Annotated in this window: 11 protein-coding genes; 8 read left to right on the top strand and 3 right to left on the bottom strand. The window is 62.9% G+C overall.

Translation table 11 applies throughout. From position 1 onward, the window contains the following. The first annotated feature begins 51 nt into the window (after positions 1 to 51). Positions 52 to 1944, top strand: coding sequence for a methyl-accepting chemotaxis protein (locus tag AB5Y94_RS12675; protein WP_368205675.1), 1893 nt, complete (start codon positions 52 to 54; stop codon positions 1942 to 1944). A 49-nt stretch (positions 1945 to 1993) separates the two neighbouring features. On the opposite strand, the gene AB5Y94_RS12680 is transcribed toward AB5Y94_RS12675, so the two are convergent. Together AB5Y94_RS12680 and AB5Y94_RS12685 are read right to left on the bottom strand one after the other, a co-directional pair. Continuing rightward, positions 1994 to 2521 (bottom strand): lipocalin family protein, encoded by a 528-nt coding sequence (locus AB5Y94_RS12680; RefSeq protein WP_368205677.1) that lies wholly within the window; start codon positions 2519 to 2521, stop codon positions 1994 to 1996. Between the two features lie 17 nt (positions 2522 to 2538). Further along, positions 2539 to 3441, bottom strand: coding sequence for an AraC family transcriptional regulator N-terminal domain-containing protein (locus AB5Y94_RS12685; protein WP_368205678.1), 903 nt, complete (start codon positions 3439 to 3441; stop codon positions 2539 to 2541). A gap of 145 nt (positions 3442 to 3586) precedes the next feature. Between AB5Y94_RS12685 and yqhD the strand changes: the two genes are divergently transcribed. The 7 genes from yqhD to AB5Y94_RS12720 all read left to right on the top strand — a co-directional run bounded on the left by yqhD (position 3587) and on the right by AB5Y94_RS12720 (position 13725). Beyond that, positions 3587 to 4750: an alcohol dehydrogenase gene (gene yqhD, locus AB5Y94_RS12690; RefSeq protein WP_368205680.1), complete on the top strand. Its 1164-nt coding sequence runs from the start codon at positions 3587 to 3589 to the stop codon at positions 4748 to 4750. Between the two features lie 507 nt (positions 4751 to 5257). Then, on the top strand, positions 5258 to 6784 hold the full coding sequence (gene pntA, locus AB5Y94_RS12695) for a Re/Si-specific NAD(P)(+) transhydrogenase subunit alpha (protein WP_368205682.1): 1527 nt from the start codon (positions 5258 to 5260) through the stop codon (positions 6782 to 6784). Between the two features lie 11 nt (positions 6785 to 6795). After that, positions 6796 to 8280 (top strand): Re/Si-specific NAD(P)(+) transhydrogenase subunit beta, encoded by a 1485-nt coding sequence (pntB, locus tag AB5Y94_RS12700; protein WP_005306445.1) that lies wholly within the window; start codon positions 6796 to 6798, stop codon positions 8278 to 8280. A gap of 96 nt (positions 8281 to 8376) precedes the next feature. Then, positions 8377 to 9129: an ABC transporter substrate-binding protein gene (locus AB5Y94_RS12705; RefSeq protein ID WP_017781197.1), complete on the top strand. Its 753-nt coding sequence runs from the start codon at positions 8377 to 8379 to the stop codon at positions 9127 to 9129. 314 nt (positions 9130 to 9443) lie between these two features. Then, positions 9444 to 10751, top strand: a complete 1308-nt coding sequence (locus tag AB5Y94_RS12710; RefSeq protein ID WP_368205684.1) for a serine dehydratase subunit alpha family protein — start codon at positions 9444 to 9446, stop codon at positions 10749 to 10751. 166 nt (positions 10752 to 10917) lie between these two features. Then, positions 10918 to 12318 (top strand): L-cystine transporter, encoded by a 1401-nt coding sequence (locus AB5Y94_RS12715; RefSeq protein ID WP_017779299.1) that lies wholly within the window; start codon positions 10918 to 10920, stop codon positions 12316 to 12318. Positions 12319 to 12396: 78 nt separating this feature from the next. Continuing rightward, positions 12397 to 13725, top strand: a complete 1329-nt coding sequence (locus tag AB5Y94_RS12720) for a CoA-disulfide reductase (protein WP_368205685.1) — start codon at positions 12397 to 12399, stop codon at positions 13723 to 13725. A 142-nt stretch (positions 13726 to 13867) separates the two neighbouring features. On the opposite strand, the gene AB5Y94_RS12725 is transcribed toward AB5Y94_RS12720, so the two are convergent. Further along, positions 13868 to 14623 (bottom strand): outer membrane protein assembly factor BamD, encoded by a 756-nt coding sequence (locus AB5Y94_RS12725; protein WP_005306434.1) that lies wholly within the window; start codon positions 14621 to 14623, stop codon positions 13868 to 13870. Positions 14624 to 14740: the final 117 nt, after the last annotated feature.

Raw genomic sequence — 14740 nt, forward strand, 5'->3', positions numbered from 1 at the left:
ATTAAACAAGGGTCTCTCCCTGGCCCGTCACAACAACAAGGATCCGTAGTCATGACACTTTCGTTGCGCGGCAAGCTGCTGGCCACCAGTCTGGGGGTGGTGCTGCTGATGGCCTCACTGCTCGGCATCGTTGCCTTTCACACCCTCAAATCCCGCACCATGAGCGCTATCCAGAGCGAAGCGGTCAACTATGGCCACGCCTACTCGGTCGCCATCGGCGACTGGATGGCGGATCGCAAGAACTCGGTGCACGCGCTGGTGAACCTGATCGCCGACAACCCGCAGGCCGAGCTGGTGCCGCACCTGAAGCAGGCCTACACCTCGGGTGGCTTCGGGCTCACCTACTTTGGCTCGACTCAGGGGGTGATGACCCGCCAGGACCCCTCCCTCAACACCGGCAACTATGACCCGCGCGAGCGCCCCTGGTATCAGGACGCGGTGAAGGCGGGGCAGCTCATCGTCACCGCTCCCTATGTCAGCGTCACCATGCAGAAGCTGGTGGTCACCCTCTCCGAGCCGGTACGTCATCAGGGAGAGCTGGTCGGCGCCGTGGGGGCCAACCTGGCGCTCGACAAGCTGATCGACGAGGTACTGGCGATGCAGGTTCAGGGGGATGGGTACGCCATGCTGCTCGACAGCAGCGGCCTCATCGTCGGCCACCCCAACAAGGAGCTGGCGCTCAAGCAGATTGGCGAGCTCTCTCCCGACCTGTCGGCGGCCACCTTCCAGCAGTGGGGCCGCGAGAACAACGAGCTGCACGCCGCCACCCTCGACGGGCGCGACGTGCTGCTGGCGGTGCAGCCGGTGCCGGGCACCGACTGGCTGCTGGCCATGGTGATGTATCGCGACGTGCTGGAGGCGCCGCTCGCCTCCCTGCTGTGGCAGCTGATGGGGCTGACCCTGGTGCTGATGCTGGTGTTCAGCGCCCTGCTCACCGCCATGTTCAAGTACCTGTTTGCCGATCTGGGTCGGGTCGCCGGCGCGCTGCACGACATCGCCCACGGCGAGGGGGACCTCACGGTCCACATCAACACCCGCAGCAAGGACGAGGTGGGTCAGCTGGCGGAGAGCTTCAACCAGTTCGTGGCGCGGCTGCACGGCATCGTCAGCCGACTGCGTGACGTTACCGTCGAGCTGGCGGCCCAGTCTCGCGCCCAGGCGGCCGGCGCCCAGTCCCGCAGCCAGCGGGTGCGCCAGCAGCAGGACGAGATCGTGATGGTGGCGACCGCGGTGACCGAGATGGCCTCCGCCACCCAGGAGATCGCCGGCAACGCCGAGTTTGCCGCCACCACCTCGGGCGATGCGGTCAAGCTGGCGGTATCCGGCCAGTCGCAGGTCGGCCAGAGCCAGCGCAGCATCACCGGGCTGGCAGACGAAGTGGCCGACGCCAGCCAGATCATTGTGGAGTTGGATGCCCATGCCCAGAAGATCAGCGGCATTCTGGCCACCATCAGCGGCATCGCCGAGCAAACCAACCTGCTGGCCCTCAACGCCGCCATCGAGGCGGCGCGGGCCGGCGAGCAGGGGCGCGGCTTTGCGGTGGTGGCGGACGAGGTGCGAGTGCTGTCGCGCCGCACCCACGACTCCACCGACGAGATCCAGCAGATGATCGAGACCCTGCAGCAGACCACCCGCCGGGCGGTGGGCGGCATGGAGACCAGTCGCCAGCTGGCGGGCACCAGCGTGGAGGATGCGGAGTCCGCCAACCAGAGCCTGGCGCGGATCAACGAGGCGATCGGTTCCATCAGCGACATGGCGACCCAGATTGCGGCGGCGGCCGAAGAGCAGACCTCGGTCACCAGCGAGATCAGCCGCAACACCGAGAACATCCGCCACGTCTCCCAGGAGCTGGCCGAGCAGGCCAATCAGGAGGCGGCGCAGGCGGCCGAGCTGAAGGGGTTGACCGAGCGGCTGGAGCAGGAGATCGGCCGCTTCCGGCTCTGATCATCGCTCGAACGTCCATGAAAAAGGGCAGCCCGCGGGCTGCCCTTGCTTATTTCACGACAGGCTCAGGGGGCTGCTTGACCCAGATCAGCTGGTCGGTGGCAAAGCCCAGCGATGCTGCCTTGGCGACCAGCGCATCTACTTTGGCCTTGGGCGGATTGGGCGAGCGGGCGAGGATCCAGAGGTAGTCGTGGTTGTAGCTGGTTACCAGCGAGAGCTGGTAGTCAGGATCCAGCTCGATGACGTTGTAGCCGCCGTAGAAGGGGCCGAAGAAGCTCACCTTGAGCCGTGCCTCGTCCGGTTTGTTGACGAAGTAGGCCTTGCCCTCTGCCTCGCGCCAGCTGCCGTCACTCTGCTTGCCGCGATTGAGCACCCTGACCCCGCCGTCGTCGCGCAGGCTGTAGGTGGCGCTCACCTGCTCCAGTCCGCGCTCGAAGCTATGGTCGAGGCGGGCTATCTCGTACCAGGTGCCGAGGTAGCGGTCGAGCTGGAAGCCGGTAACGGGGCGGATGCCGTCGGCGAGGCCGGTACAGGCCGTCAGCAGGCAGGCGGTGAGCAGGCAAAACAGTGTACGCATGAACAATTCCTCTCTGGTTATCCCTCTATGATGCGCAGCTGGCCTTCCCGGAAGCGGGAGGCCTGATCCGTCGGCGTGCTGCCGAAGAAGCGCTTGTACTCCCGGCTGAACTGGGAGTTGCTCTCGTAGCCGACCCTGGCCGCCGCGGTGCCCGCCTTGATGCCGTCGTGCAGCATCATCATCCGCGCCTTGTGGAGGCGCAACGACTTGATGTACTGCAGCGGCGAGGTGGCGGTGACCGCCTTGAAGTGGTGGTGGAAGGCGGAGACGCTCATGTTCACCTCCCGCGCCAGCTCCTCCATGGTCAGGTTGTCGGCGAAACGCTGCTCTATCATACGCAGCACCCGGGCGATCTGGCCCACATGGTTGTGGCGGTTGGCGAGCGCCTGCAGCGCCGGGCCACCCCCTTCGTGCAGGGCGTAGAACAGCATCTCCCGTACCGTCTGCGGCCCCAGCACACGGGCGTGATGGGGTTTGTCCATCAGATCGATCAGCCGCTCGGCGGCGCAGAACATGGCCTCAGACAGGGGCACCGAATGCACGCCGCTCTTCTGCGGGGCGGGGGCAGGCAGGGCATCCCCCAGCTCCAGCAACAGCTCCTGCAGGGTCACCAGGTTGATCTCGAGGGAGAAGCCGATGAGGGGCTGCTCGGGGGAGGCGAAGCACTCACACTCGCAGGGCAGCGGCAGGGTCATCAGCAGGTAGTGGTTGGGGTCGTAGCGAAACACCTGGTCCGCCAGATAGCCTACCTTGTGCCCCTGCAGGATCACTATCATCCGCGGTTGGTAGAGCACCGGGGTGCGGCCGTGGTATTCGGTGGTGTAGATGAGGCTCACCTGATCCACCGGCGAGGGAGTGATGCCGGGAGCGGTGACGTGGCGAGCCAGCTTGGCGGCAAGGTCGGTGTAGCGTGTCTGCATGGGGTGCTCTTGAAATCTGTTCTGGCTGCTTTGTAGAAATAGGCAAAGAACTAGCAGGATGTTGTCTTGATGGTATTGGTTGTCTGGAGAAAAATGCAATCACATTTTTGCGGCCTGGCCGCCAGAGACTAAAAAGGCAATGTCGATGAACAACTTCACCCTGCATACCCCGACCAAGATCCTGTTCGGCAAGGGCCAGGTCGCCCAGCTGCGTGAACAGCTGCCGCGCGATGCCCGTATCCTCATCACCTACGGTGGCGGCAGCGTGGTGCGCAGTGGCCTGCTGGCCCAGATCCGCAGCGAACTGGCCGGCATGACCCTGTTTGAATTCGGCGGCATCGAGCCCAACCCCACCTACGAGACCCTGATGGGGGCGGTCGAGCTGGCCCGCGCCGAGCGGGTCGACTTCCTGCTGGCCGTCGGCGGCGGCTCCGTGCTGGACGGCACCAAGTTCATCGCCGCGGCTGCCCATTATGATCCGGCCCGGGATCCCTGGCACATCCTCGAGACCGTGGGCAACGAAGTGCGCTCCGCCATCCCGCTCGGCGCCGTGCTGACCCTGCCGGCCACCGGTTCCGAGATGAACATGGGCGCCGTGGTGACCCGGCGCAGCACCGGCGACAAGGTGCACTTCTTCTCGCCCTTCGTGATGCCGCGCTTTGCCGTGCTCGACCCCGTGCTCACCTACACCCTGCCGGCCCGTCAGGTGGCCAACGGGGTGGTGGATGCCTTCGTGCACATCCTGGAGCAGTACCTCACCTACCCGGTCAACGCCAAGGTGCAGGATCGCTTCGCCGAGGGCCTGCTGCTGACCCTGCTGGAAGAGGGCCCCAAGGCACTGGTGGAACCGGAAAACTACGAGGTGCGCGCCAACATCATGTGGAGTGCCACCCTGGCGCTGAACGGCCTGATCGGAGCCGGTGTACCGCAGGACTGGGCCACCCACATGCTGGGCCACGAGATCACCGCCCTGCACGGCCTCGACCACGCCCAGACCCTGGCGGTGGTGCTGCCGGCCCTGCTGCAGGCCAAGCGCCAGCAGAAACACGCCAAGCTGCTGCAATACGCCGAGCGGGTGTGGGATCTGCGCAGTGGCAGCGAGGCTGAGCGCATCGACGACGCCATCGCCGCCACCCGCGACTTCTTCGAGCGGATGGGGATCAAGACCCGGCTGCGGGATTACGGCGTGGCGGACGCAGGAATTGATACCCTGCTCGGCAAGCTGGCGGAACACGGCATGACCGCCATCGGCGAGCACGGCGATATCGACCTGGTGCAGAGCCAGCATATTTATGAGGCGGCCTGGTAAGCCGGGCACACCGGTCAGTCACCATCGAAACGATTAAATAACAGGGGCCGGATCCGCCTATTTGGCGGGTAGACGGCCCCTTGTCTGTTACAAAACAGTTACTTTTTTCGTTTTCGGCCTGATATCTGTGATCCGTGCGGATTTCGTAAGAACAAAAAGCGCTAAGATAGAGGGCCGGTAAAACATTTTTTTTGACTGGTTGGATCACTTTTTCCAGCGCTTTTTACTGGTATAAGTCGCTAATTTGGTTTGTTTTTTTAAATCATGGTCCGGGACGGGCTGAATTCTGTACGCGCGCTGCCGGGACTGCGGTTGTAATAAAACTCCAAAATTTGATACTAATCACCTTCGCGCCTGAAAAGCGGGGGCCTGACCATGACAGGAGGTTGAGGTAAAGCCTACTGATTTTCATAACAAAGGGCCCGTGACCTGCACTTTGGTCATGTCTTGTTTCGCCAGAAATGCGACACTGGGCAGCGATTGTTTATTAACCATCAGGGAATAGTCATGCAGATTGGAATACCGAGAGAGAGTCTCGCCGGTGAGACCCGGGTCGCAGCGACCCCGGCCACCGTTGAGCAGCTGAAAAAGCTCGGCTTCGAGGTCGCTATCGAGGCCGGTGCCGGCCTGCTGGCCAGCTTCGATGATGCCGCCTTCGAGGCTGCCGGTGCCAACGTGGTGCCGAGCGTCTGGCAAGCCGACCTCATCTTCAAGGTCAATGCGCCGACCGATGCCGAGATCGCACAAATTAAAGATGGTGCCACCCTGGTGAGCTTCATCTGGCCCGCCCAGAACCCTGAGCTGGTCAAAAAGCTGTCCGCGCGCAACATCAATGTGATGGCGATGGACATGGTGCCGCGGATCTCCCGTGCCCAGTCCCTCGATGCCCTCTCCTCCATGGCCAACATCGGTGGCTATCGCGCCGTCGTTGAAGCCGCGCACCAGTTTGGTCGCTTCTTCACCGGCCAGATCACCGCTGCCGGTAAAGTGCCGCCCGCCAAGGTGCTGGTGATCGGTGCCGGCGTCGCCGGTCTGGCCGCCATCGGTACTGCCGGTTCCCTCGGTGCCATCGTGCGTGCGTTCGATACCCGTCTGGAAGTGGCCGAGCAGATCGAGTCCATGGGTGGCGAATTCCTCAAGCTGGACTTCGGCGGCGAGGATGGCTCCTCCTCCGATGGTTATGCCAAGGTCATGAGCGAAGAGTTCATCGCGGCCGAGATGGCGCTGTTTGCCCAGCAGGCCAAGGAAGTGGACATCATCATCACCACCGCCCTGATCCCGGGCAAGCCGGCACCCAAGCTGATCACCAAAGAGATGGTGGACAGCATGAAGCCGGGTTCCGTCATCGTGGACATGGCTGCCCAGGCTGGCGGCAACTGCGAATACACGGTATCGGGTGAACTGCATGTCACCGCCAACGGCGTCAAGGTGATCGGTTACACCGATCTGCCGGGTCGTCTGCCTGCCCAATCCTCCCAGCTCTACGGTACCAACCTGGTCAACCTGATGAAGCTGATGTGCAAGGAGAAGGACGGCAACGTCGCCATCGACTTCGAAGACGTGGTGCAGCGCAACATGACGGTGATCCAGGCCGGTGAAGTGACCTTCCCGCCGCCCGCCATCTCCGTCTCTGCCGCCCCGCAGAAGCCGGCCGCCGCCAAACCGGCTGCCAAGAAAGAAGAGGCCAAACCCTCCAACAAGAAGTTCGTGTTCGGTGCCCTCGGCATCGCCGCCTTCGGCTGGGTTGCTGCCGTGGCGCCTGCCGCGTTCCTCTCTCACTTCACCGTATTCATCCTGGCCTGTGTGGTCGGTTACTACGTGGTGTGGAACGTCTCTCACGCCCTGCACACGCCGCTGATGTCGGTCACCAATGCCATCTCCGGCATTATCGTGGTCGGTGCCCTGCTGCAGATTGGGCAAGGGTCGACCCTGGTCACCGCATTGGCCTTCATCGCCGTGCTGATTGCCAGTATCAACATCTTCGGCGGCTTCACCGTCACTCAGCGCATGCTGAAGATGTTCCGTAAGGATTAAGGGGGTTTAACGTGTCTCAAGGACTGGTAACAGCATCCTATATCGTTGCCGCCGTGCTCTTCATCCTCAGTCTCGCGGGACTGTCGAAGCAAGAGACGGCCAAACATGGCAACCTGTTCGGTATTGCGGGTATGGCCATCGCCCTGCTCGCCACCGTATTCAACCCGGAAACCAGTGGCGTTCACTGGATCATCCTGGCCATGGTGATCGGCGGTGCCATCGGCGTGCGTCTGGCGCTCAAGGTCGAGATGACCGAAATGCCCGAGCTGGTGGCCGTGCTGCACAGCTTCGTGGGTATGGCGGCAGTGCTGGTGGGCTTCAACAGCTTCATCGACTTGCACCCGTCTGCTCCGGCTGAAGTGGTGGTCTCTGTCGGTTCCAACCTGGATGCCACTCTGGCCGCGGCCCGCGCCGCCTTCGAACAGGCCAACAGCGTCGCTCAGGTCGAGCACCTGACCGGCGCCATGCTGAACATCCACCTGGTGGAAGTGTTCCTGGGCGTCTTCATCGGTGCGGTGACCTTCACCGGTTCCGTGGTGGCGTTCGGCAAGCTGCGTGGCCTGATCTCTTCCAAGCCGCTGATGCTGCCGCACCGCCACAAGCTGAACCTGCTGGCCGTGGTGGTCTCCATCGCGCTGATGATCCACTTCGTCAACGCCGGTGGCTCCACCTTCGCCCTGCTGGTGATGACCCTGATCGCCTTCGCCTTCGGCTGGCACCTGGTTGCCTCCATCGGCGGCGCCGACATGCCGGTGGTGGTCTCCATGCTGAACTCCTACTCCGGTTGGGCGGCGGCGGCGGCGGGCTTCATGCTCTCCAACGACCTGCTGATCGTCACCGGTGCCTTGGTGGGTTCTTCCGGTGCGATCCTCTCCTACATCATGTGCAAGGCGATGAACCGCTCCTTCATCTCCGTGATCGCCGGTGGCTTCGGCTCCGACGGTGTGGCCTCCACGGCCGACCAGGAGATGGGTGAATACCGCGAGACCAGCGCCGAAGACGTGGCCGAGCTGCTGAAAAACTCCAGTTCCGTCATCATCACCCCGGGCTACGGCATGGCGGTGGCGCAGGCCCAGTATCCGGTGGCCGAGATCACCCAGAAGCTGCGTGATCGCGGCGTCAAGGTGCGCTTCGGTATCCACCCGGTTGCCGGTCGTCTGCCTGGCCACATGAACGTGCTGCTGGCGGAAGCGAAAGTCCCGTACGACATCGTGCTGGAAATGGACGAAATCAACGAAGACTTCAGCGATACCGACACCGTGCTGGTGATCGGTGCCAACGACACCGTCAACCCGGCTGCCATGGAAGATCCGGGCAGCCCCATCGCCGGCATGCCGGTGCTGGAAGTGTGGAAGGCGCAGAACGTCATCGGCTTCAAGCGTTCCATGAACACTGGCTATGCCGGTGTGCAGAACCCGCTGTTCTTCAAAGAGAACACCCAGATGCTGTTCGGCGATGCCAAGGCCAGCGTCGAGGCCATCCTGAAAGCGCTGTAAGCGCTGGAGAGGAAAGCAAAAAGGAGGCTGCGGCCTCCTTTTTTATTACTTACTTTTTGGTATATCCTCAGCCAATGCACAGAGGGAGAGCGCGGCATGGTGTGGCGGAAAGGATGGATCCTGTTTTGTCTCTGGTGGGGGAGCCTGGTGCAGGCCGCCGAGCCGCCGACCCTGACCCTGCTCACTGAACTGTGGCCGCCCTATGTGATGCGCCTCGACGACGGCAGTCTGGGCGGTGCCGATCTTGAGCTGGCCCGCACCGTGCTCAAACGGATGGGCTACCAGACCACGGTCAAGGTGCTGCCCTGGAAGCGGGTGCTGCAGGAGGCCAGGTTCCAGCGCGGCGATGCCGTGGTCGACGTCTTCTTCGAGGAGCGGCGGCTGGAGTGGCTGCACTATCCGGATGAACCCCTCTCCCAGAGCGGCGAAGTGATCTTCTTCCCCTTCAGCAAGCCTGTCGACTATCAGAGCCTGGAGAGCCTCAAGGGGCTGCGTATCGGCACCCAGGCAGATTACGCCTATGGCGAGCCCTTCCTGACCTCGGCCCTGTTCACCCGGGTGCCCATGACCGGGGAGAGCAACATGATCAAGCAGCTGCACCTGATGATGGCCGGCCGGCTGGATGCGGTGGTGATGAACCAGATAGTGGGCCGTTACCTGCTCAAGGGGCAGGGGCTGCAGGATCAGGTAGGTCACAGCGAAAAGATGGTGACCGAGAGCAACCGCAACTTTCTCGCCTTTACCCACAGGCCCGGCAACGAACGGCTGGCCTATCAGTTTTCCCTCGCCCTCAAGGCCTTCAAGCAGACCCCCGAGTATCAGGCCCTGCTGACCCGCTACGGGCTCTGACCCCGTCTTGAACCGGCGGTACCGGGCCGCTATCACCCTGTTGTGCGCCTGTTCACATTTTGTGGCACTTCACCGCCAGTGGGGCATAATGCCTGCGCAAAAAGCGAGTCGGCTCAATTTTATTTGAGTCCTATTGCTTTAGCGTTACCAAAAGTTGATCGGATTGCCCAGCGCCGCAGCGGCTCCGATCATAGGCGTGGCCCTCATTCGGCTGCCGCCAGCCCGGCATCTCCCGCCATACTGGTTATATGTCGCTCCGCCGTTGCACGGCGGGCCGGACAGCACAATACACGCCCCATGCGGGCACCATGAACATGAGACACATCGCAATGAACGCACAATGGACCGACTTTATTACCCTGCTCAAGCGTGAAGTGGTGCCGGCCCTTGGCTGCACCGAGCCCATGTCGGTGGCGCTGGCGGCGGCCAACTGCCGCAAGCTGCTGGGGCAGGTGCCGACCCGCGTCAGCGTCTGGGTCAGCGGCAACCTGTTCAAGAACGGCATGGGGGTCGGGGTGCCAGGTACCGGCATGATAGGGCTGCCGGTGGCTGCCGCCGTCGGCATCACCGGCGGCAACCCGGATGCCGGGCTGGAGGTGCTCAAGACTCTCACGCCAGATCAGGTCGAAGCCGCCAAGGCGCTGCTGCCCGCCATCAAGGTGGACGTGAAGGATGTGCCGGACGTGCTCTACGCCGAGGTGCTGGCGGAGGTGGAGGGGCACAGCGCCCGGGTGGTGATCTGTACCGACCACACCCGCATCATCCTGATGGAGCGCGATGGCGAGGTGCTGATGGCGCAGGACTGCGCCCCTGGCGTGCAGATCCAGGCCGCCCCTGCCAGCAAGCCCGCCATGACCCTGCGCGAGATTGTCGATTTCGCCCTGCAGGTACCGCTGGCCGAGATCGACTTCATCCGCGAGGCGGCCACCATGAACCAGGCGCTGGCGGACGAAGGGCTGCAGGGGTATGGCCTGCGCATCGGCAAGATCCTCACCGAGCAGGTGGAGCGCAAGCTGCTCTCCGATGACCTGATGACCCTGGCCATGCGCCTCTCTTCCGCCGCCTCCGACGCGCGGATGGACGGTGCCATGTTGCCCGCCATGTCCAATTCAGGATCCGGCAACCAGGGCATTGCCGCCACCATGCCGGTGGTCGCCGCCGCCCGCTTCCTGCAGGCGAGCGACGAGCAGCTGACCCGGGCGCTGGTGATGAGCCACCTGGTCGCCATCTACATCAAGACCTACCAGAACAAGCTGTCGGCCCTCTGTGCCGCCAGCACTGCCGCCATGGGGGCGGGGGCCGCCATCACCTGGCTGCTGGGCGGTCAGTTCGAGCAAATTAGTCACTGCATCAACAACATGATTGGCGACGTTTCCGGTATCATCTGCGACGGTGCCGGCAGCGCCTGTTCCATGAAGGTCTCTACCTCCACCTCGGCGGCGGTGAAATCCTCGCTGATGGCCATCAACAATCTGCGGGTCCCCCAGAGCGAAGGCATCGTCTCCGACGACGTGGATCAGACCATCGCCAACCTGGGTCGCCTCTCCAAGCAGGGGATGCTGGATACCGATATCGAGATCATCAACATCATGCGGGCCAAGCAGCAAGGCAAGGCCGAGTGATGCAAGAGGGTGGCGCAGGCCACCCTCCGTTTTTCTGCCAGTTGACGCCACCCCGGCCATACCGGGGGGCGCGCCGCCACGACGCGGTAGGTTTCAGGGAGGAGTGCGTACTGGGCACTCGTCCGCACACTTCGGGCCTGGCCCGATCATTTTGGGGAATATCGTCATGACTCTTAGCGTTATAGGTAATCTGGCCATCCTGGCCATGTTGCTACTGTTTCTCTATCGGTTGCAGCAGACCCACGTCAGCTTCACCCGCCGGGTCTTCTCGGGGCTGGGGCTGGGCATCCTGTTCGGCGCCGCCCTGCAGCTGCTCTACGGGGCCGGTTCCGACGTGCTGGTGCAGACCGGCGACTACCTGGACATCGTCGGCAGCGGCTACGTGAAGCTGCTGCAGATGATCATCATCCCGCTCATCATGGTCTCCATCATAGGGGCCATCCTCAAGCTCAACGGTGGCACCGCCCTTGGCAAGATCAGCGCCATGACCATTGGCGTGCTGATCTTCACCACCATGATTGCCGCCGGGGCGGGCATTCTGATGTCCAACCTGTTCGGTCTGACCGCCGAGGGGCTCACCGCCGGCGCCGCCGAAACCGCCCGCGGGGCGGCTTTGCAGACCACCCTCGGCAGCGTCGAGAGCATGTCCTTTGCCAAGATGGTGCTGGAGTTCATCCCGGCCAACCCCTTCCTCGACATGACGGGGGCGCGCAAGACCTCCACCATCGCCGTGGTGATCTTCTCCATCTTCATCGGCCTCTCCGCCACCGGCATCGCCCGCAAGAAGCCGGAGATCTTCGCGAGTTTCGGCCACTTCATGCAGGTGGCCCACGTCATCGTGATGCGGATGGTGACCCTGGTGCTGCGCCTCACCCCCTACGGTGTGCTGGCGCTGATGACCAAGGTGGTGTCCGGCTCCAACTACGCCGACATCATCAACCTGCTCAACTTCGTGCTGGCCTCCTACGGTGCCATCGCCATCATGTTCGCCGTGCACCTGCTGCTGGTGGCGCTGGTGGGCATCAACCCGGCCCGCTTCCTGAAGAAGATCATGCCGGTGCTGGCCTTTGCCTTCACCTCCCGGACCAGCGCGGGTTCCATCCCGATGAACGTGCAGACCCAGACCAAGGCGCTCGGCATTCCTGAGGGGATCGCCAACTTCGCCGCCTCGTTCGGTTCGACCATCGGCCAGAACGGCTGCGCCGGCATCTATCCGGCCATGCTGGCGGTCATGATTGCGCCGACCGTGGGGGTCAATCCCATGGATCCGGGCTTCATCATGACCCTGATCGCCATCATCACCGTCAGCTCCTTCGGGGTAGCCGGCATTGGCGGCGGTGCCACCTTCGCCGCCTTGATCGTGCTCTCCGCGCTGGACTTCCCGGTGGCGCTGGCCGGTCTGCTCATCTCCATCGAGCCGCTGATCGACATGGGCCGTACCGCGTTGAACGTCTCCGGCTCCATCACCGCCGGTACCGTCACCAGCCGTCTGTTGGGGGAGACCGACATGGCGGTGTTCAACAGCGAGCAGGAAGTCTGCCTGGACGGCGAAGAGTCCACCATCTGATCCGCCGCGGTAGGGGATCCCTTCCGCCATCAACCACAGGGAGGGCATGCCCTCCCTGCGTCATTGACAGGAGCAAGTATGAGAATCGTGATCATCGGTGGCGAAGCCGCCGGCATGAGTGCGGCCGCCAAGGCGCGCCGACTGGCCAAAGAGGCTGAGATAGTGGTGTATGAGGCGTCCGAGGTGATCTCCTTCGGTGCCTGCGGTCTGCCCTATTTCGTCGGCGACGAGTTTCAGGAGCCCGGCTACATGGCCGAGTTCACCCCGGCGCAGTTCGCCGCCAAGGGGATCGAGGTCAAGACCGGCCACCGGGTGCTGAGCCTGGATGCCAATGCTCAGACGCTGAAGGTCGAACATAACGGCGACACCTTCACCGATCGCTACGATCGGCTGATGATCGCCACCGGCGCCCGCGAAGTGATGCCGCCCATCCCGGGCCTGCAGCAGCAAGGGGTATTCGGCCTGCGCCGGATGGCCGATGGGCTGGCCCTCAAGGCCGCCGTGCAGGACAAGGCCAACACCCGTGCTGTTGTGATCGGCTCCGGCTTTATCGGGCTGGAGGTGGTCGAGGCGCTGGTCCATCAGGGCAAGGAGGTGCGCCTGATCGAGCTGGCAGAGCGGGTCATCCCCGAGGCGTTCGACAGCGAGATCACCCAGCATATCGAGACCGAGCTGCGCGAGCAGGGGGTCTCCCTCCATCTCGGCGAGCGGGTAGAAGCCCTGCTGGGAGAGGGCCGGGTGACCGGCGTGCGCACCAGCCATGGCGAGTACGAGGCTGATATCGTGGTGGTCTGCACCGGGGTCAAACCCAATACCGAGTTCCTGGCCGATACCGGCATCGAGCGGCTCGGCAACGGCGCCATCAAGGTGGACCGGCAGGGGCGCAGCTCGCTGGCCAACGTCTGGTCGGCCGGTGACTGTGCCAGCGTCTGGCACAGCGTGAAGCAGCAGCAGGTCTATGTGCCGCTCGCTACCATCGCCAACAAGCTGGGGCGCATGGTGGGCGAGAACCTGGCGGGCGCCGAGCAGGAATTCCCGGGCATCCTCGGCTCTGCTGCGCTCAAGGTGCTGGAGCTGGAGGCGGGCCGTACCGGTCTTTCCGAGCAGGAGGCCAAGGCGATGGGCCTCGATTACCGCACCGTGGTGATCAAGGACAAGTGCCACACCAACTACTGCCCGGATCAGTCCGACATTCACGTCAAGCTGGTCTATGAGGCGGGCAGCAAGCGGCTGCTGGGGGGGCAGATCCTCGGGCGCAAGGGGGCGGTGCACCGCATCGATGCGCTGGCGGTCGCCATCACCATGGGGGTGACCACGGAGCAGCTCGGCATGCTGGACTTTGCCTACGCACCGCCCTTCTCCCGCACCTGGGATGTGCTCAACGTGGCGGGCAACGTCGCCAAGTAATACACGGCATGACGGCGTGGCTGATGTGCGCCGTCTTTCCCCATGCCGCCGGCACGGGGTGGTAAAGGGGCATGTCGTTCATGAACAGCGCCCATAAAAAAACCGGAGCCAAGGCTCCGGTTTTTCATGGTGCGGCAAGCGATCAGCTGCGACCGAGACGATTGTCCGGGTAGTTCTTGGCCAGCACTTCGCGGGCGTGCTGGGCCAGGGTCGGCATCTTCAGGGTGTCGTAGGAGTTGATCATGATCTCCAGCGCCTTCTCGGTTTCGGCCGTGTCGGGATAGGTCTCGACGATCAGCTTGGCCCGGTTGGCGGCGGCGATCAGCGCATCACGCTTCACATAGTACTCGGCCACGCTCAGATCGTAGCGGGCGAGCCGGTTCTTCAGACCGATCATGCGGGCACGGGCATCGGCGGCGTAGACGCTGTTGGGGTAGTTCTGCAACAGGGTCTTGAAATCCTGGAAGGCCTGACGGGCATAGGAGGGGTCTTTGTCGTCCCGATCGATGCCCAGGAAGTCCTGGAAGAAGTTGTAATCGCCGGCCATGTTGGTCAGACCGCGCATATAGAAGACGTAATCGATATTTTTATGCGCCGGGTTGAGGCGGATAAAACGGTCGATATTGGCGATCGCCTGGGCAGTGTCATCCTGCTTGTAGTAGGCGTAAATGAGGTCGAGCTGAACCTGGTTGGAGTAGGCACCGAAAGGATAGCGAGAATCCAGCGCTTCCAGTAACTCGATAGCATTCAGGTAGTTACCGGCATCCAGCTTGACGCGTGCTTTCTGGTACAGGGTCTCCGGCGGTTCGTCCGGTACCTTGGGTTTGGTGCTGGAACAGCCTGTGATCAAGGTAGCGACCAAGGCGAGTGACATCAGCAGGTGAGACTTCTTTCCCATCAACAACATCCGGTCCATTTCCACGAAATTGGCAAAGTATCCGTTATGCTTGGCTAAAAGAAAAGCTAGAATACCCGGATTATTTCGAATTGATACCCCCCGCTCAAGAGACCATAC

It is taken from the genome of Aeromonas sp. s5 (genome assembly GCF_040907865.1).
GTDB lineage: Bacteria > Pseudomonadota > Gammaproteobacteria > Enterobacterales > Aeromonadaceae > Aeromonas > Aeromonas dhakensis.

Excerpts from the sequence above, each read along its gene's own strand:
- AB5Y94_RS12675 (WP_368205675.1), top strand. The coding sequence starts at position 52 with ATGACACTTTCGTTGCGCGGCAAGCTGCTGGCCACCAGTCTGGGGGTG.
- AB5Y94_RS12680 (WP_368205677.1), bottom strand. The coding sequence starts at position 2,521 with ATGCGTACACTGTTTTGCCTGCTCACCGCCTGCCTGCTGACGGCCTGT.
- AB5Y94_RS12685 (WP_368205678.1), bottom strand. The coding sequence starts at position 3,441 with ATGCAGACACGCTACACCGACCTTGCCGCCAAGCTGGCTCGCCACGTC.
- yqhD (WP_368205680.1), top strand. The coding sequence starts at position 3,587 with ATGAACAACTTCACCCTGCATACCCCGACCAAGATCCTGTTCGGCAAG.
- pntA (WP_368205682.1), top strand. The coding sequence starts at position 5,258 with ATGCAGATTGGAATACCGAGAGAGAGTCTCGCCGGTGAGACCCGGGTC.
- AB5Y94_RS12705 (WP_017781197.1), top strand. The coding sequence starts at position 8,377 with ATGGTGTGGCGGAAAGGATGGATCCTGTTTTGTCTCTGGTGGGGGAGC.
- AB5Y94_RS12710 (WP_368205684.1), top strand. The coding sequence starts at position 9,444 with ATGAGACACATCGCAATGAACGCACAATGGACCGACTTTATTACCCTG.
- AB5Y94_RS12715 (WP_017779299.1), top strand. The coding sequence starts at position 10,918 with ATGACTCTTAGCGTTATAGGTAATCTGGCCATCCTGGCCATGTTGCTA.
- AB5Y94_RS12720 (WP_368205685.1), top strand. The coding sequence starts at position 12,397 with ATGAGAATCGTGATCATCGGTGGCGAAGCCGCCGGCATGAGTGCGGCC.
- AB5Y94_RS12725 (WP_005306434.1), bottom strand. The coding sequence starts at position 14,623 with ATGGGAAAGAAGTCTCACCTGCTGATGTCACTCGCCTTGGTCGCTACC.